Source organism: Deinococcus sedimenti (assembly GCF_014648135.1).
Lineage (GTDB): Bacteria > Deinococcota > Deinococci > Deinococcales > Deinococcaceae > Deinococcus > Deinococcus sedimenti.
In genome coordinates this window covers 169,708-189,705 of record NZ_BMQN01000005.1, presented here as the reverse complement: position 1 = coordinate 189,705, position 19,998 = coordinate 169,708, and the positions used below count along the sequence as shown (strand labels likewise).

Here is a 19,998-nt window from a genome sequence, read left to right as displayed (position 1 = left end):
CATGAAACTCGCCGAGGCCCTGATCACCCGCGCCGACCTCCAGAAACGCGCCGCGCAGCTCGAGGAGCGCCTCGTGAAGAACCTCCTCGTGCAGGAGGGCGAGGCGCCCGCCGAGGACCCACAGGCGCTGCTGCGCGAGTTCATGGACGTCACCGCGCAGCTGGAGGCCCTCCTGCCCCGCATTCACCGCGCGAACCTCAGCGCCACGCTGCCCGGCGGGGAGACGCTCACGGACGCCCTGACCCGCCGCGACCTGCTCGACCTGCGCCTGAAGGTCCTGCGCCGCGCCGCCGCCACCGCCAGCGAACGCCCCACCCGCTACAGCAACAGCGAGGTCCGCATCCTCTCCGCGCTGCCCGCCCGCGACCTGCAGGCGCAGGTGGACACCCTGGCCAAGGCGCGGCGCGAACTGGACACGCAACTGCAACAGGCCAACTGGTTGACGGACCTGCCCGGGTAGGCCCACACTGCCGCTCGGGGACGGCCGCGCGGGCGGAGACCTACCCCGCAGCGGGGAACAAGCTGCACCCCTGAAGACGCCGGGGCGGCGTCGCCGGACCGACCGGCCCCACCGGGCACGCCCAGCACCCTGCACCCCTCACCCGGCACCGCGCACCCCTCACGACCACGGCCTCGACGCCGGTCCGCCCCCACCCCCCGCCGACCTCCGCACCCCGGAGCGGCGGGGGCCTTCTGCGGCCGTCACGCCCACTCGGGAACCCCGCCGCGGCGGGCGCGTACCTGGGGGCATCCACCAGGAGGTTTCATGACCCAGCGACCCACCCCCACCCCCGTCCGCATCCGCCTGCCCCGCCCGCTCGGGGCGCTGCTGGGCCGCCTGATCGCCGCGCGCACCGTCCAGCCGGGCGCGGTCGTGCCGCCGCCCGCCGCGCTGAACGTCACGCGCCGCACGCTGCTGTCCTTCAAGACCGAGGCCTGCGTGGCGTGCGACACGCTCGACGTGTTCCTGGGTCAGCTGGCGCACACGCACGGGCTGGACCTGCGCGTGATCGACGCGCGGCGCGGCGACCTGCCCCCCCACGCGTACGGAGACGCGCTGCACCTCGACGCGGACGGCCACCTGCGCCGCCCGTACCGCGTGCACGCCTTCCCCACCCTGATCCTGACCGGCCCGGACGGACGGATCGAGGCGGTCGTGACCAGAGTCCCCGAACAGGACGCGCAGGCCAGCGTCACACGGGGCCTGGGACTGGCCTGAACCCGGCGCGGGCGGCGTCCAGGGCGTCCATGAAGGCGCGGGGGTCGTCCACGCTCAGACTGACCGCCCCTGCCACCTGTGGCCGCCCCAGGAACCCGTACAACGTGATGGGCCGCGCGAACCGCAGTGTCACGTTCGCCCGCGCCTGACGGTGCAGGGGCAGCACGCCCGCCTCACTGGGTGCGCCCGCCTGCACCTGCGCGATGTCACCCAGGGCCACGCTGCCCGTCCAGAGCAGGCCCGCGTTCAGGTGCAGCCGCTCGCCCAGCACCACGCCCCGCGCCCGCAGGGACCGCAGCTGTCCCGCGCACCACAGCACGCCCAGCACGTTCACGAGCAGATACACCAGCGCCGCCCGCTCATCCCGCGCCGCCAGCATGAAATGCACCGGCACGGCCTCCAGGACGCTCAGGAAGATCAGCAGCGTGAACTCTGCGCCCGCCCCCGTGGACGACCGGAACGCCGTGCCACGCGGCCCGCGCGACCGCCCCAGCAGGTGCGCCCACACCGCCCCCTCCCACGCCAGCCACGCGCCCAGGCCCGAGCGGGGCGTCACGCGCGACCACGACACGATCCGCCGCTCCAGGCCCTCCAGCCGCGCCGCGCCTGCCGGGAGGGGCCGCGTCAGGCCGAACGCCACCACGCCCAGCCCCACCAGCACCAGCGCCGCCGCGACCGGCCACCACCCGCGCGACAGCGGCAGCAGCAGCCACGCCACCAGCACACCCCGCGCCAGCACCCACGCCAGCGCCTCCGGGTGCCGCTCGCCCCGCAACCGCGTGCGGGACGCGATCAGCGCCGCACTCACCGTCAGGTCGAACAGCGCCACCCCCACCAGCCACGGCCGCACCTCCGGCGGCACCCGCCCCGCCAGCAGGAACACCAGCGCCACCGTCACGCCCGGCAGCACCCACTCCGCATTCAGCCGAAACCACGCCCGACCCGCCACCGGAACTGCCAGCATCACGCCCCCCCTTCAGGACGCCCGGAAACAGGCTCCTGCACGCACTTGAAGTACGCCCACCGTACCCGGCCAGGGGGACCGGATTGTCCCGGCAGAGAAATGCCTATCCGCGCCCGCTTCGCCGTTCCAGTTCGAGGAGTTGCTCGTGCATCCGCCAGAGTTGACGGGCGACCCGTCTGAGGGCTTGAGCCTCCGGCGTGGCGTTCAACTCGGCGAGCAGCGCAGGTAACTCCTGCGTGATGGGCTGCGCTTCCTGGCCCGTTGCTCGATCCGTCCTCGTGCGAAGACGCCACACGCGCTGGGTCAGAGTTTCTATCGTCTGCCGCGCCTCTAGGACCGTTGCCTGCTTCGCCCACCAGTCGCTGTACTCGATGAGAGGTCGGCCCACACCGAGCATCCGCTCGACGATCTGGGCGATGACATGATCGTCCTCGATCACGACGAAACTCTCACCCGTGACGGCATTCAGTGGCATCAGACGACCATCGGCGAAACGCGCCACCACCCACTCACGGCTGCGGCCATCCCAGAGGTGCGCGTAATCCGAGACATTCACTGAATCGAGTGTAGTCGGTGAATCTACTCCTCTCCCCCGTCGCCGTGGGCGTCCCGGAGTTTGCGCCAGCGGTCGGCGACGCGGGCTTCCCAGCCTTCACCGGTGGGGGCGTAGAGCCCCAGTTGCACGCCGTCCGGGAGGTAGTTCTGGGCGAATGAGCCTTCGGGGTCGTCGAAGTAGTACGCGTAGCCCTTGCCGTAGCCCTGCTGGCGCATGAGTGCGGTGGGGGCGTTGCGCAAATGCAGCGGAATCGGGAGGCCTTCCCCGTCGCGGACGGCGTTCAGGGCGTTCTTCCACGCCACGTACACGGAGTTGCTCTTGGGGGCCAGCGCGAGGTACACGACGGCCTGCGCGAGGGCGAGGTCGCCTTCAGGGCTGCCGAGGAATTCCACGGTGTCGCGCGCCGCGATACAGAGGCGCAGCGCCTGCGGGTCGGCGAGCCCGATGTCCTCGGCCGCCATGCGGACCACGCGCCGCGCGACGTACAGGGGGTCGGCGCCGCCTTCGACCATGCGGGCCAGCCAGTACAGCGCGCCGTCGACGTGGCTGCCGCGCACGCTCTTGTGCAGGGCGCTGATGAGGTTGTAGAAGTCCTCGCCGTTCTTGTCCATCTGCGGCAGGTGCCGCCCGAACGCCTCGGTGATCGCGTCCGGCGTGACGGGGTTACTCAGGGTGCTGGCGACTTCCAGAGTGCTCAGGGCGCGGCGGGCGTCCCCTTCCGCGAGGCGGGCGAGGAGGTCCAGCGCCCCGTCCTCGGCAGTCACGCCGCTCAGGCCGCGCGGGTCGGTCAGGGCGCGGTCCAGCAGGCCGCGCACCTCCTCCGGCTTGAGGGCTTCGAGGACCAGCGTGCGGGCGCGGGAGCGCAGGGCGGGGTTCACCTCGAAGCTGGGGTTCTCGGTGGTCGCGCCGATCAGGGTCAGCAGGCCCGATTCGACGTGCGGGAGCAGCGCGTCCTGCTGCGCCTTGTTGAACCGGTGGATCTCGTCGAGGAAGAGGATGGTCTTCTGTCCACGTCCGCGCAGGCGTTCGGCTTCCGTGACCGCCTCCCGGACGTCCTTCACGCCCGCCGTCACCGCCGACAGGGGGATGAAGTGCGCGCCGACCTCCCCGGCCAGCAGGCGCGCGAGGGTGGTCTTGCCCACGCCGGGCGGCCCCCACAGGATCAGGCTGCCCAGCCGCCCGGACCCCAGCACGCGCGTCAGGGGTTTGCCAGGGCCGAGCAGGTGCGTCTGACCCACGACCTCCGCGACCGTGCGGGGCCGCAGGCGTTCGGCGAGGGGAGCGGGCGGGTCGAACAGCGTCACCCGCGCAGGATACGGGCGGGACGCCCGGGTGAATGGGAGGCAGGGCGCGGTGCAGGAGCGGCACAATGACCGCATGGACGACACGCTGCGCCACCAGATCGACCTCGCCGCCTTCCCCGCCGACGTGCAGGTCACGCACGTCCCCGGCCCCGGCATCGTCCTGCGCGCCACTCAGGGAGGGCGTGGCCTGGAACTCCAGGTCACACCCGACGCCCAGCGCATCTACGGCGAGGGACCCGCGCTGTCCGCCGCGCTCGCCCAGCTGAAACAGGCCGCCGCGCAGGGCCTCCCGGACACACACCCGGACGGCAGCTTCGAGCGGCTGGTGTTCATCGGGGACTGACCGCCGCGTGAACCCCTCAGTCGGCTGCGCCGACAGCTCCCCTCGAGGGGAGCCTAGGATCAGGCTGCGTCAGTGGGAGCCTCGTCCAGGCCGCGCAGTGCCCAGCGCAGGCCCAGCGCGGTCAGCACGCCGATGACGGCCAGCGTGAACCACGGCAGCGCCGGGACACCCAGCCGCGCGCCCGTGTCCACCAGCGCGCCGCCCAGGACACTACCGACCGCGCCCCCGACGCCCAGGCTGATCGCGGAAAAGCCGAAGTAACTGCCGACCAGCGCGGGCGGGGCGAAGCGGGCGGTCAGGGTCTGCTGGGTGGGGTACACGGTCATGGTGCCCAGCGAGTACAGCGCCACGCACGCCAGCAGCGCCGGGAAGGTGGTCGCCACGCTCATCAGGCCCAGGCTCAGGCCGACCAGCGCCACCGCCACCACCAGCGCCGTTCGGGTCGGCAGATAGCGTTCCACGGCGCGCAGCAGCGGGTACTGGAGGATCACCGCCATGCCCGCCGACAGGCCGTACAGCGGTCCCGTCGCGCCGTTCCCCGCCAGCGCGATGGCCTTCAGGGTGACCGCCACGTTGATCTGCGTACTCAGGATGAAATACCCGATCAGGACCAGCGTGAAGCGCCGGAAGCGCGTATCGAGCGCCGCGACGCGCAGCCCGTCCAGGCTGCGGCCCGCGCCCCGCTGCGGACGCAGGTGCGGCAGCGTCACCGCCAGCACCAGCGCCGCCAGGAGGTACACGCTGGCCGCCGCCAGCGCCGCCGAACGGAACCCCAGGCCCAGCAGCGCCGCGCCGATCAGCGGCCCCGTCACCATCCCCGCGTTCCCGGACAGGCTGGTCAGGCTGAACATCCGCGTGCGGTGCTCCTCACGCGTCACCTGCGTGATCGCGGCACTCTTGGGCGCGTCGAACAGGCCGCCGCCCACCCCGGCCAGCACCGCCGCCGCGAGCAGCACGCCCAGCGAGTCCGCGAAGCCCATCCACGCGAACCCCGCCGTGCGCAGCAGGCACCCCGCCAGGATCAGCGGTTTCGGCCCCAGCCGGTCCGACCACGCCCCGCCGAACACCGTCAGGCCCTGCTGCGTCAGCTGCCGCAATCCCAGCACCAGGCCCACGCTCGCGGCACTCCAGCCCAGCCCGCCGCCCGCCACCGCTCCGCTGAAATGCACGGTCACCAGTGGAATCACCGCGAAGAACCCGCCCCACATCAGGAAGTTCGACGCGATCAGTCCCGCCTGCGCCGCCGACACCCGGAACGGCGCGGGATCCGGCACGGGCGGCGCAGGTGGGATCGTGGACACGGACGCACTCACGCCGCGCAGGCTACACCCGGCCCGCGCGCCCCGGGGGTACGCTGTCCCGCATGAGCAGCCTGTCTCCCCTGGCCCCCGGTGTGCACTTCCTGCCGGGCGCGGTGAATTCGCTGGTGCTGGAGGACGGGCGGGGTGGGGCGCTGCTGGTGGATACCGGGCTGGACGACGGGCACGCCCGGAAGCTGTTGCGCGGGCTGGCCGAGCTTGGCCTGACGCCGACGGGGATTCTGAACACGCACAGTCACGCGGATCATCACGGGGGCAACGCGCTGCTCCTGAAGAAATTTCCGGAGTTGAAGGTGTTCGCGCCGCCGCTGGAGAACGCGATCATCACGCACCCGATCCTCGAACCCATCGGATTGTTCGGTGCGCGGCCGCCGAAGGCGTTGCAGTCGAAGTTCCTGCTCGCGCCGCCCAGTCCGGCGCGGCTGGCACCCGAGCCGGGTCTGACGCGGATCGGCGGGGTGAGCCTGGAGTTGATCGAGGTGGCGGGGCACGCGAGCCTGATGTACGCCGTGCGGGTGGGCGGCGTGCTGTACGCGGCGGACGCGCTGTTCGGGCCGGAGGCGCTGGCGAAGCACCCGCTCGTGTTCTGCCAGGATTCGGCGCTTCAGAAGGAGGCGGCGGCACGGCTGGGGGAGCTGGAGGGCGTGGCGGTGACCCTACCGGGGCACGGCGATCCGACCGGGGACCTGCCGGGGCTGGTCGCGGCGAACCTCTCGGCGCTGGAGCGCGTGACGGACGCGGTGCGCGCGGCGGTCCGCGCCGGGGAGGCGGGGGTGGATGACCTGCTGGCGCGCGTATGTGACGGACTGGGCGTGCAGATGTCGAACGCGGGCGCGGTGGTCCTGAACCGCGCGGTGGTCAGCGCGCACCTGACCGAGCTGCTGGAACGCGGCGAGGTGGGCCTGCGCGTGGCGGGGAACCGGCTGGTGTTCTTCGCGGAAGGGTGAAGGTTTCCCGTATGGGCGCCTGACGCGGGCCGGGAGTAGCTTGGCCGCATGACGAAGAAGAGTAAGGCCGCCCCCAAGAAAGCCCCAGCCCCGGCGAAGAAGGCGGCCGGGAAGGCCAGCGGGCAGGCGAAGGCGGACGCCGCGCACCTGAACACCACGAACAACGCGCTGGTGGATCACGCGTACCTCTCGGAAGCCGAGTTCGGGACGGTCGCGGAGACGCTGCAGCGGAACCTCGCCACGACGATCAGCCTGTACCTGAAGTTCAAGAAGTACCACTGGGACATCCGCGGGCGGTTCTTCCGTGACCTGCACCTCGCGTACGACGAGTTCATCGACATGTTCTTCCCCGCCATCGACGAGCAGGCCGAGCGTCTGGTGGCGCTGGGCGGCAGCCCCATCGCCGCGCCGAGCGACATCGAGCGGTTCAGCGTCGTGAAGGTCCCCACCGAGACGGTGCGCGACGCGCGCACGCAGGTGGCGGATCTGGTCGCGGACCTGACCCGCGTCGGCAAGGGCTACCGCGACGACAGCCAGACGGTGGACGACGCGAACGACCCGGCGACCGCCGACCTGTACAACGGGTACGCGGCGACCATCGACAAGATCCGCTGGATGCTCCAGGCGATCATGGACGACGACCGGATGAACTGACATCAGAATTCAGAGGTATTGAGACACCCTCATTACCTCTGAATTGAGCGGAGCGAGCAACTGCGCAGGACAGCGGTTGGAGGTGGAGTTGAGGGGCGTGCTTTTGGCCCCTCAATGGAACTGGAAACCGCTGTGACGCCTGCCCGTCTGGGCCGAGCGAAGCGAGAGAGGCGCGAGGCCGCCGGGCCGCCCCGGTGGCCCTTTTTCATCCCGCATCAGGAGGAAAGGTGCCGAAGTTCGATTACTCCCTGAAGTACGCGGAACTGGACCTGCGCGCGCATCCGGAGTTGTACCGGGTGGGGGTGGGGGAGCAGGGCGTGTTGCTGGTGCAGCCGTACAAGTCGGAGATCCTGCCGCACTGGCGGTTCGCGACGCCGGAGGTGGCCCGCGAGAGCAGCGAGCACATCTATGGGATGTTCCTGGCGTACCTGGAGGCGGGGGACATCGTGGGGGCGGACATGGCCCGCAAGTTCCTGCAGATGGGGTTCACGCGCGCGCGGCGCTACGCGAACCACCGGGGCGGAAAGAAGTACGAGGGGCCGGTTCCGGACGACAAGAAGGGCCAGAGTGGCGCGCATGGCCGCGCGGAGCGCCCGCGTGATCCGGAGGATCCGGTGAAGGCCGAGTCCGCGCGAATCTTCAAGGCGAAGTGGGATGAGGCGGAGGCGAACGTGGAGTACGCGCGGCTGAAGCGGGAGCACAAAGCCCGCTTCGGGTAGCGCCTGCCGTGACCGTGCCGCCCGTTCAGGGCAGATCGGCGGGGGTGTTCACGTTGCGCAGCAGGGTGGGGTCGATGCCGGGCACGTGCCGGACCCGCGGGGCGGGCGCGGCGAGTCTGAGGCGCCGTTCGCCGAGGTCGAGCAGTTCGGTGACGTGGGCGCGCAGGTCGGTGTGGTACAGGGCCGCGAGGGGCTGGGGGCGGTTCAGGCCGTCGCGGGTCTGCACGCTCAGCGCGCCGGGTTCGCGGGCGGCCAGCAGCGCGTCCCAGTAGGCGGGGGTCAGGCTGGGCAGGTCCACGCCGGTGAAGGCCACCCAGCCGTCCGGGGCGGCGTTCAGCGCGGCTTCCAGGGCGGCCAGGGGTCCTTCGCCGGGGCGGGTGTCGGGCGTGACGGTCCAGCCGGGCACGTGGTAGCGGCCCTGGGGGGCGATGAGCAGGCGGGTGGGGGCGCGGTCCAGGGGGGCGCAGGCGCGTTCGAGGAGCGTGTGGCCCTGCCACGTGACGAGGGCCTTGTCGCTGCCGAAGCGGCTGGAGCGGCCCCCGGCGGTGACGACGCCGGTCACGTCCGCCCAGAGCCCGGGGGTCATTCGCGTGGGCCGCTCTGCCGTTCGAGCAGGCGCAGGGCCCACGCGACCAGGCGCGGGCCGGGGCGGCCGTAGGGCGGGTACGTGAACCGCACGGGGCTCCGGGTGGGTTCGGTCAGGACGGCGCGTTCGTGACTGAAGGTGCGGAAGCCGTGCTGGCCGTGGTAGCTGCCCATGCCGCTGGGGCCGACGCCGCCGAAGGGCAGGTGTGGGTTGCTGAGGTGCACGATGGTGCCGTTCACGACCATGCCGCCGCTGGTCGTCTCGCGCTGGACGCGGCGGGTGACGGCGTCGTCGCCGCTGAACAGGTACAGGGCCAGGGGGGCGTCCAGGCGGCGGATGAGGTTCAGGGCGTCGTCCAGCGAGCGGTACGTGAGGACCGGGAGGACCGGGCCGAACAGTTCCTCCTGCATGAGGGGCATGTCGGGGGTGACGTCGGTCACGACGGTCGGCGCGATGAACCGCTCGGCGGGGCTGAATTCGCCGCCCAGCGCGATGCGGGCGCCCATCTGCACGCTCTGGCGGGTCAGGTGGTGCAGCCGCTCGACGCTGGCGGCGTCCACCATGCGGCCGTAGTCGGGTCCGGCGCGCAGCCACGCGCGGTCCCCGTAGCGGCGGGCGATGACCTCGTCCAGGCGCAGGATCAGCGCGTCCCGCTGCGCCTCGGGGACCAGCACGTAGTCGGGGGCGACGCAGGTCTGCCCGGCGTTCAGCAGTTTGCCCCACGCGAGCCGTTCGGCGGTCAGGTTCAGGTCGGCGCTGCGGTCGATCAGGGCGGGGCTCTTGCCGCCCAGTTCCAGCGTGACGCTGGTCAGGTTGGCGCTCGCGGCGCGCATGACGTGTTTCCCGACGGCGGTGCTGCCCGTGAAGAAGATGTGGTCGAAGGGCAGTTCGGTCAGCTGCCGGGCGGTGTCCGCGTCGCCTTCCACGACGGCGACCAGCGCGGGGTCGAAGGTGGCTTCCAGCAGTTGCCGCAGCGCGCGGGCCACGTTGGGGGCCTTCTCGCTGGGTTTGAGGATCACGGTGTTCCCCGCCGCGAGGCTCGCCACGATGGGCGCCAGGGCGAGGTTCACGGGGTAGTTCCAGGGGCTGAGGATCAGCGTGACGCCGCGCGCCTGCGGGTGGATCTCGCTGCGGGCGCCCGCCAGCACGGCCGGGGTGTCGACGCGGCGGGGCGCCATCCAGCGGGGCAGGCGGCGGATGGCGTGCTGGATTTCCTCCAGGACGGGGTGCAGTTCGGTGATCTCGGCCTCGGCGCGGCTCTTGCCGAGGTCGGTGCTCAGCGCGTCGGCGAGGTGGACGCGGTGGGCCCTGACCGCGTCGTGCAGGCGGCGCAGGATCGCCTGCCGCTGCGCCGGGGTGCTCTGCGCGACCGTCCAGCGGTGCGCGCGTTGACGGTCGAACAGCGCCTGAAGATCGGTGGGGAGCGGCTGGGTCTGCGTCATGGTTGGACCTCGGGTGGGAAGGGCGTCACGGGGCGGTTGAACCCAGTATAAGTCTGCACCTGAGCTTCAGCGGGCCTTCAGTGACCCGTCACAAAGCGGGCAGACTGACACTCTGGCGGGCGCGCGTGGGCACACACTGCCCCGTTCAAACCAGTGCAACGGAGGTTCCACATGAAAAAGACCCTGCTCGTGTCCGCGATGTCCCTCGCCCTCGGTTCCTGCGCCATGATGTACGCCCCCATGACCTACACCCTCGCCAAGCAGCCCGCGGGCGGCGCGCTGAACTCCAGCGGCAACGTCACCGTCAAGCGTGACGGCATGACCGTCATGACCAGTGCCATGGTCAGCGGCCTCGCCCCGAACACCTACTACGTCGCGCACTACCACAATCAGGGCACCGCCAGCACCGACCCGTGCAGCAGCGGCGGCGCGCCCATCATGAGCAGCAAGATCGTCGGTCGCAGTGACGCCATGGGCATGCTGATGCTCTCCGGCAGCGCCGCCGCCGGTGACGTCATGAACGCCACGTACTTCAACATCCACACCGCCAGCGACGCCGCGGGCACCCCCGCCGACGCGGGCGTGAGCTGCACCACCGTCAAGATGTAACCAACCTCCACAGGAAGGGGGCCAGAGGTGTGAATCCTCTGGCCCCCCTCTTTCAACTTTCAACCGTCACCCGGTCCACTACAGGCCCAGCATCTCGCGGTAACTGCTGATCAGCGTGCCGCCCCACAGCAGGGCCACCACTGCGCCCAGCGCGAGGAACGGCCCGAACTTCACGCGGTTCTCGCGGCGCGCGGCGAGCTGCACCACCCCGAAGATCGCCCCGGCGAACACCGCGACGACCAGCGCCAGCAGCAGCCGCTCCCAGCCGAGGAACGCGCCGATCACGGCGGCGAGTTTCACGTCGCCGAAGCCCATGGCGCTGGCGTCCACGTTCGCGTCGTCGCTGGCGCCGTCGTCCTCGCGGTGGCGGCGCCAGTGGATCCACCAGTACACGCCGCACATCAGCGACACCACCCCGGCGGCCGCCAGTGCGCCCTGCACCATCAGGATCATGCCGGGGCCGTACCCGGCGCTGCCGAGCGTCACGCTGACCAGCAGCCCGCCCAGCGTGAGCAGTTCCGGGATGCGGATCACGCGGCGCGCCGCGACGTTCACCAGCGCGGACAGCAGGCCCACACCGGCACCCCACCACGGGCCCAGCCACGCGCCCGCGAGCAGCGCGAGGCTGATCTGCTGGTACCCGATGGGGAATTCCGGCCAGGACCGCTCGCGGAAGCGGCGCATCACCCACGACCCGAACTGGTTGATCGCCACGACCACCCCGGCGCCCAGCAGTGCCCCCTGCACCGCGCCCGAGAGGTCCGGCAGGCCCTCCACGCCCGCACGCCCATTCAGGAAGCCGAACAGGACGCCCAGCGCCACGCCGGGCAGGGTCAGCTCATCGGGAATGGTGTACGTGTCCAGGTCGATGGCGCTGCCCACCAGCAGCAGCGTGAACAGCACCATCAGGCCCAGCGCGCCCCACCCCACGACCAGCGGCGGGAACAGCGCCGCGATGGCCGCGTACCCGATCCCGGTCAGCAGTTCCACGACCGGGTACCGCGCCTTGATGGGAGCCTTGCAGTAGCGGCACTTCCCGCCCAGGCTCAGCCAGGACAGCACGGGTACGAGGTCCAGCACGCCCAGGCGGTGGTCGCAGTTCGGGCAGTGGCTGGGCGGGAACGCGATACTCTCCCCGCGCGGCAGGCGCCAGATGAGCACGTTCGAGAACGAACCCACCAGCAGACCGAGAATCCCGGCGAGAATCACGAATAGGACGTCAGGGGTCACCCCGGCAGTCTAAGGAACAAACCTCACGGGTGTCTCGCGCCGCCCCGGACCTCTGGGGTTTCCCAGCCCGGGCGGCCTACGACGTGCGGCGCAGGCTCAGGCGGCCGTCCGGGGACAGGTTCGCGGAGTGGAAGGGTTTCATGCGGAAGGTCTGTGGAAACAGCTCGAACTGGCCGTGCGTGACGGTCACCGCCAGCACCGACGACAGGAGCGCCTCGGCCATGCCCGCCCCCAGGCAGGTGTGCGCGCCCGCCCCGTACGGCTGGAACGCGCCCTTCTGCCGGTGCTCGCTGCGGGGCGGCAGGAAGCGGTCCACGTCGAACTGCTCCGGGTTCCTGAACAGCGCCGGGTCACGCTGCGAGGTGGCCAGCGCCATCAGGAGCCGCTCGCCCTGCCGCACCGCGTGCCCCTGCACGGTGAAGTCCCGCGTGGCGTACCGCGGCAGGATGTTCGCGATGGGGTACAGCCGCATGACCTCCAGCACGGCGGCGTGCAGGACCTTCAGGTCCCGCAGGCGCTCGGCGGGCAGTCCGGCCTCCACGACGGGCCGCGCCTCGGCCTGCACCCGCGCCAGCACCTCGGGCCGCCGGTACAGTTCGTACAGCGTCAGGGACAGGACGTTCACGACCGTGTCCAGCCCGGCCACGTAGGGAATCAGCATCATGAACAGCAGTTCCTCGTCGTTCATCAGGTCCGGGCGGGCGTCCCGCAGGCGGCGCAGGTCACGCACGTAACTGGAGGGCTGCTCACCGCTGTCCTGATGCAGCACCTCCTGAGCGAACGCGCGGGCGCTGGCCTTCGCGCGCAGGTAATCCGCCCGGCGCAGCGCCGCGGGACGCGCCGAGCCGATCAGGTGCACCGCCAGTTGCGTGTGCCAGTACGTGATGAAGTCCGTCAGGTGCGCGCCCGGCGTGCGGCCCAGCGTCAGCGTGCCGATGCAGTCCGCCACGAGCCGCTGCGCGAACGGCACGACCCGCAGCACCTCGCCCGGCGCCGTGCGGTCCAGCGCCTCACGGGTCAGGGCGACCACCTGCGGCAGGCCCTCCAGCACGCGCCCCTTCGCGAATCCTGCCCGGGCCGCCGCGCGGTAGGCGAGGTGATCCGGACCCTCCAGCATGGTCAGGACCTGCCGCCCGCCGAACTCACGGATGATGCCCTCCCAGACGCGCCACGCATCCACCTCGCCCGTGTTGTCGGTCATGACCTGCGCGGCGGCCGGACCGGCCAGCACCACCATGGACTGATTCAGCACCCGCACCCGGAAACACGGCCCCAGCCGCGCCGCCTGGGTCGTCAGGAAAGCCTCGCTGTCCCGCATCATGGGCAGCAGACTCCCGATCAGGGGCAGGCCCGGCGCGACCGGAGTGACGGAAGGAGAAGGAGAGGACGCGGCCGTGGTCATGAGAAAGCCTCCTGAACTCAGGTGCGGAGCGTGAACAGATGTGGGCTGACCCATCCACGGTACACCCTGCGCAGGCCAGGCGAGTCCTCGCATGAATCCGGCTCAGTCAGACCCCTAGCGTCACGCCCCCAGGGTGTGCAGCGCGTCCAGCCACGCCCGCAGCGGGAGGGGTACCCACGTCACGCCCTCAGGCAGCGGGGCCGACTCGTGCGGGAGGTCCAAGCGGGCGATCTCGACCTCCAGGGCGCGCAGCGCGGCATCGAAGTCCACGTAGCCCTTCTCGCCGGGCGGGATCAGGGGCGTGCGGGTCAGCGCCCCGGCGCGTTCCAGGTCCGCCCAGGTCAGGCGGTACACGTCCTCGTACACGAACGACACCTGCGGGTGGCCCGGCGTGTCGGCCGTGAAGCGCACCGGGGGGCGGCAGTCGCCGTCCGTGATCGACACCTTCGCGCGGCACTGGGTGCACGTGAACCCGCCCACGTACCCGTAACGGCTCCCCACGTACCGCAGCGCCTCATGCGGCGTGAAGGCGCAGTTCGGGCAGACCGTGAAGATCGGGACGTCCAGCAGCCACGTACTCGGCTGCCGCCCCGTGCGGTTGCCGGGTCGATTGAAATGCAGTCGGATCACCCCCGCAGTCTCCCCCATCCCCGCGTGAGCTGCCGCCCGGAAACGGTGAAGGGGCAGGCCACCCGGGCAGCCCACCCCCCCTGGTTATTGGTTTCAGTGCTTGCCGAAGTGCCCCAGCTGCGGCACGTTGGGGCGCCACGCGGGCGTCTCGACGACCTCGCCGTACAGGTCGTACTCGTCGCTGTCCTCGATGCGCACTCGGACGATGTCCCCGATCTTCACGGCTCCGGCGAAGTCGGCGGCGTACACGTACACCTGCCCGTCGATGCCGGGCGCGTCGCCCTTCGTGCGGCCGATCAGCTTCGTGCCGGGCTGGTCGTCCTCGTCGTCGTTGAACTCGTCGATGATCACGTCCATGACGGTGCCGACCTTCTCCGCGAGCTTCTCGGCGCTGATGCGCTGCGCGACCTCCATGAAGCGCGCGAGGCGCTCCTCCTTGACCTCCTGTGGCACCGCGCCGGGCAGCGCGTTCGCGTCCGCCTCCTCGACGTCGCTGTACGCGAAGGCGCCCACGCGGTCCAGGCGGGCGTCCTCCAGGAACGTCAGCAGCTCCTGGAAGTCCGCTTCCGTCTCGCCGGGGAAGCCCACGATGAACGTCGAGCGGATCACGAGTTCCGGGCAGATCTCGCGCCAGCGGCGGATGGTGTCCAGCTGCTTGCCCGCGCCGGGGCGGCGCATGGCGCGCAGCACCTTCGGGCTGGCGTGCTGCAGCGGCACGTCCAGGTACGGGAGGATCTTGCCCTGCGCCATGAGTTCCACGATCTTCTCGACGTGCGGGTACGGGTACACGTAGTGCATGCGCACCCACGCGCCCATCTCCCCGAGCTTCACGGCGAGGTCCGTCAGGTGCGCGCGGACCTGCTCACCCTGGAATTCGGACTCGCGGTAGCGGACGTCCACGCCGTACGCGCTGGTGTCCTGGCTGATGATCATGAGTTCCTTCGTGCCGCCCGCGATCAACCGGAACGACTCGTACAGCACCGCGCCCGCATCCCGCGACACCTGCAGGCCGCGCAGTTTCGGGATGATGCAGAACGAGCAGGTGTGGTTGCAGCCCTCGGCGATCTTCACGTACGCGTAGTGACGCGGCGTGAGCTTCACGCTGGGCGCGAACACGTCCCCATGCCGGGTGTCCTCCCGGGCGGGCTGTTCCGCCCCGGCGCGCATGCCGGGCGCCGCGACCGGCAGCAGACCCGTGAACGCGTCCGTCTCGATGGGCAGCAGGGTCCGCACGTGCCCCATCACGTCATCCACCGCCTCGCTGCCGGTGATGGCCGCGACCTTCGGATGGCGCTCCATGATCTTCTCCGGGCGTTCACCCAGGCAGCCGGTCACGATGACCTTCCCCGTCGCGTCCAGCGCCTCGCCGATCGCGTTCAGGGATTCCTCCACGGCAGGCGTGATGAACCCACACGTGTTCACGATCACGGCGTCGGCGTCCTCGTAACTGGGCGCGACCTCGTACCCCTCGACGCGCAGCTGCGTCAGGATCCGCTCGCTGTCCACCAGCGCCTTCGGGCACCCCAGGCTGATGAACCCCACCTTCCTCGCGCCCGCCGTGGCGGGCTTCACTGCTTCCGTCATGCTCACTCCTCGCCACGCCACACCCGCTTAGGCGGGGGCACGGCATTTCAGCCCGCCACTCTACCGTGACGGGCTGCAGGGGGATGGAACTGGATTACAGGTGAGTGGTTACTGGCAGTCGCGGACGGTCAGCTGACCGTTCAGATCCGGGCGGAGCGTGCGGCCCGCCAGCAGGCCCTGGGTAGTGCGGTCGATGATGCGGCGCATCTCCAGCTGGGCGTAGCTCAGACGCTGCTCGCGCAGCGAGAGGCTGCTCAGGTTGGGCTGCGCGAAGCACAGCGCGCCGCTCTGCACGTTCAGGGTCTTGACGGGCACCACGGTCTTCTCGCCGGGCAGCGGCAGGGCCGCGCAGGTGCTCAACTTGTCCGCAGGCATCTTGCCGGTCAGGAAGTACTCGGTGATGGGCGTATCCACGCAGGCGGTGCCGTACGGGAACGCGGCGTGCTGCGGCTCGTCGTCGATGAAGATCATCTTCGCGCTGGGCGTGCTGTTCAGGGCCTTCAGCGCGCCTTCCTGCGCGGTGGCAGGATCCAGTTCGTTCTGGAGCATCAGGACGGGCGGCATGTTCGCGGGAATGGCGGGCTGCTTGACGCTGGGACCACCCTTCCACTGGTAGCAGGCGTTGGCGACCGAGGATCCGCCCAGAAGCGGGTACGCCTTGGCGTCCTGCTCGTCGCGGGCGCGGGCGGCGCTCAGGTCGGTGGTCCAGGCGGTGTCGTTACAGGTGACGGCGGTGAACACGGAGGAGGAAGCGTCCAGTTCGACGGGGGTCGGCACGGGGTTGCGCACGGTCTCACGGACTCGGAGGAACGTCAGAGCCGCCTGCTTGGCCAGGTCGTTGGTCTCGGCGTCAGGGAAGTACGTCTGCTTCAGGGCCAGGGCGGCCAGCTGGTCGGGCGTGGCGGTGGGGTTGGCCTTGATCAGACCACTGAGCACGGTGGCGGGCTTCAGGACGACGCCGATCAGGGGCAGGTTGTCGCGGCCGTACATGAACTGCGCGATGTAGCGGCTGGTGATGAAGCGCAGGTTCGCTTCCAGTGCGTTCTGCGCAGCGTACACGTCGGCCCCGGTGGCGCCCAGCCCGAAGTACGCGTTCTGCCTCGCCAGGTACGGGGCGACCGCGTCGCGGAAGTCCCGTTCGAAGGCCATGGGCTGGTAGCCGAAGGTTTCCTCGAAGGGCGCGTTGAAGGACGTGTTGCCGTCAAGCAGCATGCGTCCGGTGTGCTCGGGGAACAGCTTGGCGTACCAGGAGCCCAGCCACGTGCCGTACGAGTACCCGATGTAGTTCAGTTTCTGGTCGCCCATGAGCTGCCGCGCGAGGTTCAGGTCACGGGCGGTGGCGTCGGTGTTCACGAAGGGCGTGATGGGGTTTTTCTGGCAGGCCAGGGCGACCAGTTTCCCTTCGCGGATCATCGCCTGGACGTTCGCCTCGCTGCGGTCCGTGGCGGGGGGGCGGATGGGGGCGCCCAGTTCGTTAGTCCCGCAGTTCAGGCGGGTGCTGGCGCCCACGCCGCGCGGGGAGAAGCCGATCAGGTCGAACTGCTGAGTCATGGTTTTCAGGTTCTCAGCCGCAGGCGTGTCGATGACGCTGTTTGACCAGTAGAAGCCGAACAGAGGAGCGAAGGCCAGGCCGTCCCCGCCGGGGCCGCCGGGGTTGAAGAAGATTGAGCCCTGACGCTTCTTGCTGTCCTCGGCCGCGTAGCGGATCAGGGACACGCTGGCCTTTCCGGCGGTGGGCTTCGACCAGTCCAGCGGGACGCTGAGGTCGGCGCAGCTCAGGCGGTTGCCCAGAGTGGCGAACAGCTTCGTGTCGTCACTTCCCAGCACGGTGGGGTCGCAGGTCGTCCAGTTCAGTTTCTGGCCGGTGAAGGGGGCCAGAGGGTCCGGGGCCTGAGGGGGTTTGCAGGCGACGAGGGTGGTCGTCAGGGTCAGCAGGGCAAGAGCCGTTTTCTTCATGGTGGTGCCTCCGGAGCAGCCGTCAGGGCTGGGGGTTCATGGAACGCGAATGACACGCTCATGTCTTGACCCCTGTGGAGCGTAGCAGCGCCCCCCGTTCGGGTGCGTCCCGAACTGACTTGACTTCCAGCTGTCGGTGTGGTTCACCGCCCGGCGCCCGGACGGAGGCCGCTCAGGATCGTCGACGTTCCCTCACGCAGGCGCGCTACACTGCCGGGACATGAATGCCAAGGTGATTGTCGTCACGTCCGGGAAGGGGGGCGTGGGCAAAACCACGACCACCGCAAATATTGGAGCGGCCCTCGCGAAGCTCGGCGAGAAGGTCGCCGTGATCGACGTGGACGTGGGTCTGCGCAACCTCGACGTGGTGATGGGCCTCGAATCCCGGGTGGTGTTCGACCTGGTGGACGTGCTGGAGGGCAAGTGCCGCATGAGTCAGGCGCTGATCCGCGACAAGCGCGTGGAGAACCTGTTCCTGCTGCCCGCTTCTCAGACGCGCGACAAGGACGCCCTGGATCCCGAGGTGTTCAAGACGGTGGTGCGGGACCTGGTGGAGAACGAGGGCTTCAACCGCATCCTGATCGACTCCCCGGCGGGCATCGAGTCGGGCTTCAGGACGGCGGCGGCGCCGGCCGAGGGGGCGCTGGTCGTGGTGAACCCCGAGGTGTCGAGCGTGCGCGACGCGGACCGCATCATCGGGCTGCTGGAGGCGCAGCAGGTCAACGAGATCCGGCTGGTCATCAACCGCCTGCGGCCGAAGATGGTCGCGAGCGGGAACATGCTGTCGGAGGCGGACATCCTGGACATCCTGGGCGTGAAGCCGATCGGGATCATCCCGGAGGACGAGGGGATCATCGTGAGTACGAACGTCGGGGAGCCGGCGGTGCTCGGGAAGACGAAGGCGGGCGAGGCGTTCATGGCGACGGCGCGGCGCCTGAAGGGTGAGGACATCCCGTATCCGAAGTTCGAGGAGGACCGGGGTTTCCTGGCGGCGCTGCGCCGCCTATTCGGGGGGGCCTGAGATGTTCTCGTGGATGAAGCGGGGCCGCAGCAAGGAGACGCTCAAGGACCGCCTGGAGCTGGTGCTGGCGTATGACCGGGCGCAGATTCCGCCCGGGAAGGTGGACGCGCTGCGCAACGATCTGCTGGAGGTCGTGAAGCGGTACTTCCCGGCGGGGAACAGCAGCGTGGAGATCGAGCAGCGCGGCGACATGGTGGTGCTGATGGCGAACATCCCGCTGGATGAGCCGCCGGCGGGTGGCCGGGCGCGCTGAGACCGACTGACCGGGGCAGGCGGTCCGCTGTGGCGACGCCTGCCCCTTCCTGATGCGGTTCGGGGTGGGGCGGGCGTGACGGATGAGTCGCCGGGCGGTTCCTCTTAGGATTTTCTGGGTGGTGGGCTCTACCCTGGGGGCGTGACCTGCCGCGCCCGGAGTTGTGAGTGAAGTACGACCTGCGTTTTCCCGTGATCATCGTGCTGCTGCTGGTGGCGGGCCTGATGACCGTCAGCACGGCGGCCCTGTCGCCGCGCGCGTCAGAGGGCATCTTCGTGAAGCAGATGCTGGGCGTGCTGCTGGCGCTGGTGCCGCTGGGGGTGCTGTGGTGGGCGGGCCGGGACCGCATCTACCGGTTCGCGCCGCACCTGTTCGGGCTGGCGCTGCTGCTGCAGGCGAGCACGTTCGTGATCGGCAAGGAAGTGAACGGGCAGAAGAACTGGATCATGCTGGGGCCGTTGCAATTCCAGCCGCTGGAGATCACGAAGCTGGCCCTGATCCTGATGCTGGCGCTGGTGCTGCGCGGGGGTTTCCGGGGGCTGCCGACGTACGCGCGGGCGCTGGCGGTGTTCCTGCCGGCGCTGGCGCTGGTGGTCGTGAACGATTTCGGTGGGGCGATGGTCCTGAGCGTGATGTTCGCGGTGATGCTGCTCGCGGCGCGGATGCCGTGGTGGCACGCGGCGCTGGCGGTGCTGGCGGTCAGCGTGGCGGTGCCGACGGTGCTGTTTCCTCACCTGGAGCCGTACCAGCAGAAGCGCCTGACGATCTTCGTGAATCCGTACGAGGATCCGCGCGGGGCGGGGTATCAGGTGATTCAGAGCATCATCGCGGTCGGGTCGGGCGGCGTGGAGGGCAAGGGGTACAAGCAGGGGAGTCAGTCGCACAACGGGTTCCTGCCGGAGGCGCACACGGATTTCGCGTTCAGTACCTGGGCGGAGGAGCAGGGGCTGGTGGGGGCGCTGGGCGTGCTGGTGCTGTACGGGGCGCTGTTCTGGGGGCTGGCGGGCATGGCGGCGCAGTCGCCGAGACTGCAGGATCAGGTACTGTTCGCGGGCATCCTGGGGCAGATCGGGTTTCAGGTGATCGAGAACATCGGCGCGGCCCTGAGTGTGCTGCCGCTGACGGGGATCACCCTGCCGCTGATCAGTTACGGCCTGAGCAGTCTGGTGTCCACCCTGACGACGCTGGGCGTGGCGTACGTCGTGTACCGCGACCGTTTCGACGGGCAGATCTGAGCGCCGCCCGGGCCGACTGGCGGAT

Annotated in this window: 21 protein-coding genes; 10 read left to right on the top strand and 11 right to left on the bottom strand. The window is 70.2% G+C overall.

The genetic code is table 11. From position 1 onward, the window contains the following. Position 1 precedes the first annotated feature (1 nt). Both IEY69_RS12800 and IEY69_RS12795 read left to right on the top strand, forming a co-directional pair. A complete protein-coding gene (locus IEY69_RS12800) occupies positions 2-460 on the top strand; it encodes a DIP1984 family protein (protein ID WP_189073538.1) in 459 nt (152 codons plus the stop codon). 306 nt (positions 461-766) lie between these two features. Then, a complete protein-coding gene (locus tag IEY69_RS12795; protein WP_189073537.1) occupies positions 767-1,219 on the top strand; it encodes a hypothetical protein in 453 nt (150 codons plus the stop codon). On the opposite strand, the gene IEY69_RS12790 is transcribed toward IEY69_RS12795, so the two are convergent. From IEY69_RS12790 to IEY69_RS12780, 3 genes are all read right to left on the bottom strand, one after another. Further along, positions 1,194-2,183, bottom strand: a complete 990-nt coding sequence (locus tag IEY69_RS12790; protein WP_189073536.1) for a hypothetical protein — start codon at positions 2,181-2,183, stop codon at positions 1,194-1,196. The two genes, IEY69_RS12795 and IEY69_RS12790, sit on opposite strands and share 26 nt — an antisense overlap. A 103-nt stretch (positions 2,184-2,286) precedes the next feature. Then, complete coding sequence (locus IEY69_RS12785; RefSeq protein WP_189073535.1) at positions 2,287-2,739, bottom strand: hypothetical protein; 453 nt, start codon at positions 2,737-2,739, stop codon at positions 2,287-2,289. Positions 2,740-2,762: 23 nt separating this feature from the next. Continuing rightward, a complete protein-coding gene (locus tag IEY69_RS12780; protein ID WP_189073534.1) occupies positions 2,763-4,043 on the bottom strand; it encodes a replication-associated recombination protein A in 1,281 nt (426 codons plus the stop codon). 73 nt (positions 4,044-4,116) lie between these two features. Here IEY69_RS12780 and IEY69_RS12775 point away from each other — a divergent pair, with 73 nt between their 5' ends. Beyond that, positions 4,117-4,386, top strand: a complete 270-nt coding sequence (locus IEY69_RS12775; RefSeq protein WP_189073533.1) for a hypothetical protein — start codon at positions 4,117-4,119, stop codon at positions 4,384-4,386. Between the two features lie 59 nt (positions 4,387-4,445). On the opposite strand, the gene IEY69_RS12770 is transcribed toward IEY69_RS12775, so the two are convergent. Beyond that, complete coding sequence (locus IEY69_RS12770; RefSeq protein ID WP_229783932.1) at positions 4,446-5,699, bottom strand: MFS transporter; 1,254 nt, start codon at positions 5,697-5,699, stop codon at positions 4,446-4,448. 50 nt (positions 5,700-5,749) lie between these two features. On the opposite strand from IEY69_RS12770, the gene IEY69_RS12765 reads away from it, so the two are divergent. From IEY69_RS12765 to IEY69_RS12755, 3 genes are all read left to right on the top strand, one after another. After that, positions 5,750-6,652, top strand: a complete 903-nt coding sequence (locus IEY69_RS12765) for an MBL fold metallo-hydrolase (RefSeq protein WP_189073532.1) — start codon at positions 5,750-5,752, stop codon at positions 6,650-6,652. Positions 6,653-6,700: 48 nt separating this feature from the next. Beyond that, the gene (locus IEY69_RS12760) at positions 6,701-7,306 is read left to right on the top strand and encodes a Dps family protein (protein ID WP_189073531.1); all 606 of its coding nucleotides are present in this window, start codon (positions 6,701-6,703) and stop codon (positions 7,304-7,306) included. A 227-nt stretch (positions 7,307-7,533) separates the two neighbouring features. Beyond that, on the top strand, positions 7,534-8,025 hold the full coding sequence (locus tag IEY69_RS12755) for a DUF4385 domain-containing protein (RefSeq protein WP_189073530.1): 492 nt from the start codon (positions 7,534-7,536) through the stop codon (positions 8,023-8,025). A 25-nt stretch (positions 8,026-8,050) separates the two neighbouring features. Here IEY69_RS12755 and mobA read toward each other — a convergent pair whose 3' ends face one another. Both mobA and IEY69_RS12745 read right to left on the bottom strand, forming a co-directional pair. Beyond that, positions 8,051-8,611 carry a molybdenum cofactor guanylyltransferase gene (mobA, locus tag IEY69_RS12750; protein WP_189073529.1) on the bottom strand — a complete coding sequence of 187 codons (561 nt, stop codon included), beginning with the start codon at positions 8,609-8,611 and terminating at the stop codon, positions 8,051-8,053. Further along, complete coding sequence (locus tag IEY69_RS12745; RefSeq protein ID WP_189073528.1) at positions 8,608-10,053, bottom strand: aldehyde dehydrogenase family protein; 1,446 nt, start codon at positions 10,051-10,053, stop codon at positions 8,608-8,610. The genes mobA and IEY69_RS12745 overlap by 4 nt, the downstream gene beginning before the upstream one ends. A gap of 171 nt (positions 10,054-10,224) precedes the next feature. On the opposite strand from IEY69_RS12745, the gene IEY69_RS12740 reads away from it, so the two are divergent. Continuing rightward, the gene (locus IEY69_RS12740) at positions 10,225-10,662 is read left to right on the top strand and encodes a superoxide dismutase (protein WP_189073527.1); all 438 of its coding nucleotides are present in this window, start codon (positions 10,225-10,227) and stop codon (positions 10,660-10,662) included. A gap of 78 nt (positions 10,663-10,740) precedes the next feature. Here the strand turns inward: IEY69_RS12740 and IEY69_RS12735 are convergent, their stop codons facing one another. The 5 genes from IEY69_RS12735 to IEY69_RS12715 form a co-directional block, all read right to left on the bottom strand. Further along, the gene (locus IEY69_RS12735; RefSeq protein WP_189073526.1) at positions 10,741-11,892 is read right to left on the bottom strand and encodes a prepilin peptidase; all 1,152 of its coding nucleotides are present in this window, start codon (positions 11,890-11,892) and stop codon (positions 10,741-10,743) included. Between the two features lie 76 nt (positions 11,893-11,968). Continuing rightward, a complete protein-coding gene (locus IEY69_RS12730; RefSeq protein ID WP_189073525.1) occupies positions 11,969-13,294 on the bottom strand; it encodes a cytochrome P450 in 1,326 nt (441 codons plus the stop codon). 120 nt (positions 13,295-13,414) lie between these two features. Continuing rightward, a complete protein-coding gene (locus tag IEY69_RS12725; protein WP_189073524.1) occupies positions 13,415-13,924 on the bottom strand; it encodes a hypothetical protein in 510 nt (169 codons plus the stop codon). A 93-nt stretch (positions 13,925-14,017) separates the two neighbouring features. Beyond that, positions 14,018-15,508, bottom strand: coding sequence for a 30S ribosomal protein S12 methylthiotransferase RimO (gene rimO, locus IEY69_RS12720; protein WP_189073523.1), 1,491 nt, complete (start codon positions 15,506-15,508; stop codon positions 14,018-14,020). 108 nt (positions 15,509-15,616) lie between these two features. Further along, positions 15,617-17,464 (bottom strand): alpha/beta fold hydrolase, encoded by a 1,848-nt coding sequence (locus IEY69_RS12715; protein ID WP_189073522.1) that lies wholly within the window; start codon positions 17,462-17,464, stop codon positions 15,617-15,619. Between the two features lie 220 nt (positions 17,465-17,684). Between IEY69_RS12715 and minD the strand changes: the two genes are divergently transcribed. The 3 genes from minD (at position 17,685) to IEY69_RS12700 (ending at position 19,973) form a co-directional block, all read left to right on the top strand. Then, positions 17,685-18,485: a septum site-determining protein MinD gene (gene minD / locus IEY69_RS12710; RefSeq protein WP_189073521.1), complete on the top strand. Its 801-nt coding sequence runs from the start codon at positions 17,685-17,687 to the stop codon at positions 18,483-18,485. Between the two features lies 1 nt (position 18,486). Further along, entirely contained in the window at positions 18,487-18,738 is a 252-nt protein-coding gene (gene minE, locus IEY69_RS12705; protein WP_189073520.1) for a cell division topological specificity factor MinE, read from the top strand. A 167-nt stretch (positions 18,739-18,905) separates the two neighbouring features. Continuing rightward, complete coding sequence (locus IEY69_RS12700; RefSeq protein WP_189073519.1) at positions 18,906-19,973, top strand: FtsW/RodA/SpoVE family cell cycle protein; 1,068 nt, start codon at positions 18,906-18,908, stop codon at positions 19,971-19,973. Positions 19,974-19,998: the final 25 nt, after the last annotated feature.

Excerpts from the sequence above, each read along its gene's own strand:
- IEY69_RS12800 (WP_189073538.1), top strand. The coding sequence starts at position 2 with ATGAAACTCGCCGAGGCCCTGATCACCCGCGCCGACCTCCAGAAACGC.
- IEY69_RS12795 (WP_189073537.1), top strand. The coding sequence starts at position 767 with ATGACCCAGCGACCCACCCCCACCCCCGTCCGCATCCGCCTGCCCCGC.
- IEY69_RS12790 (WP_189073536.1), bottom strand. The coding sequence starts at position 2,183 with ATGCTGGCAGTTCCGGTGGCGGGTCGGGCGTGGTTTCGGCTGAATGCG.
- IEY69_RS12775 (WP_189073533.1), top strand. The coding sequence starts at position 4,117 with ATGGACGACACGCTGCGCCACCAGATCGACCTCGCCGCCTTCCCCGCC.
- IEY69_RS12765 (WP_189073532.1), top strand. The coding sequence starts at position 5,750 with ATGAGCAGCCTGTCTCCCCTGGCCCCCGGTGTGCACTTCCTGCCGGGC.
- IEY69_RS12760 (WP_189073531.1), top strand. The coding sequence starts at position 6,701 with ATGACGAAGAAGAGTAAGGCCGCCCCCAAGAAAGCCCCAGCCCCGGCG.
- mobA (WP_189073529.1), bottom strand. The coding sequence starts at position 8,611 with ATGACCCCCGGGCTCTGGGCGGACGTGACCGGCGTCGTCACCGCCGGG.
- IEY69_RS12745 (WP_189073528.1), bottom strand. The coding sequence starts at position 10,053 with ATGACGCAGACCCAGCCGCTCCCCACCGATCTTCAGGCGCTGTTCGAC.
- IEY69_RS12740 (WP_189073527.1), top strand. The coding sequence starts at position 10,225 with ATGAAAAAGACCCTGCTCGTGTCCGCGATGTCCCTCGCCCTCGGTTCC.
- IEY69_RS12730 (WP_189073525.1), bottom strand. The coding sequence starts at position 13,294 with ATGACCACGGCCGCGTCCTCTCCTTCTCCTTCCGTCACTCCGGTCGCG.
- rimO (WP_189073523.1), bottom strand. The coding sequence starts at position 15,508 with ATGACGGAAGCAGTGAAGCCCGCCACGGCGGGCGCGAGGAAGGTGGGG.
- IEY69_RS12715 (WP_189073522.1), bottom strand. The coding sequence starts at position 17,464 with ATGAAGAAAACGGCTCTTGCCCTGCTGACCCTGACGACCACCCTCGTC.
- minD (WP_189073521.1), top strand. The coding sequence starts at position 17,685 with ATGAATGCCAAGGTGATTGTCGTCACGTCCGGGAAGGGGGGCGTGGGC.
- minE (WP_189073520.1), top strand. The coding sequence starts at position 18,487 with ATGTTCTCGTGGATGAAGCGGGGCCGCAGCAAGGAGACGCTCAAGGAC.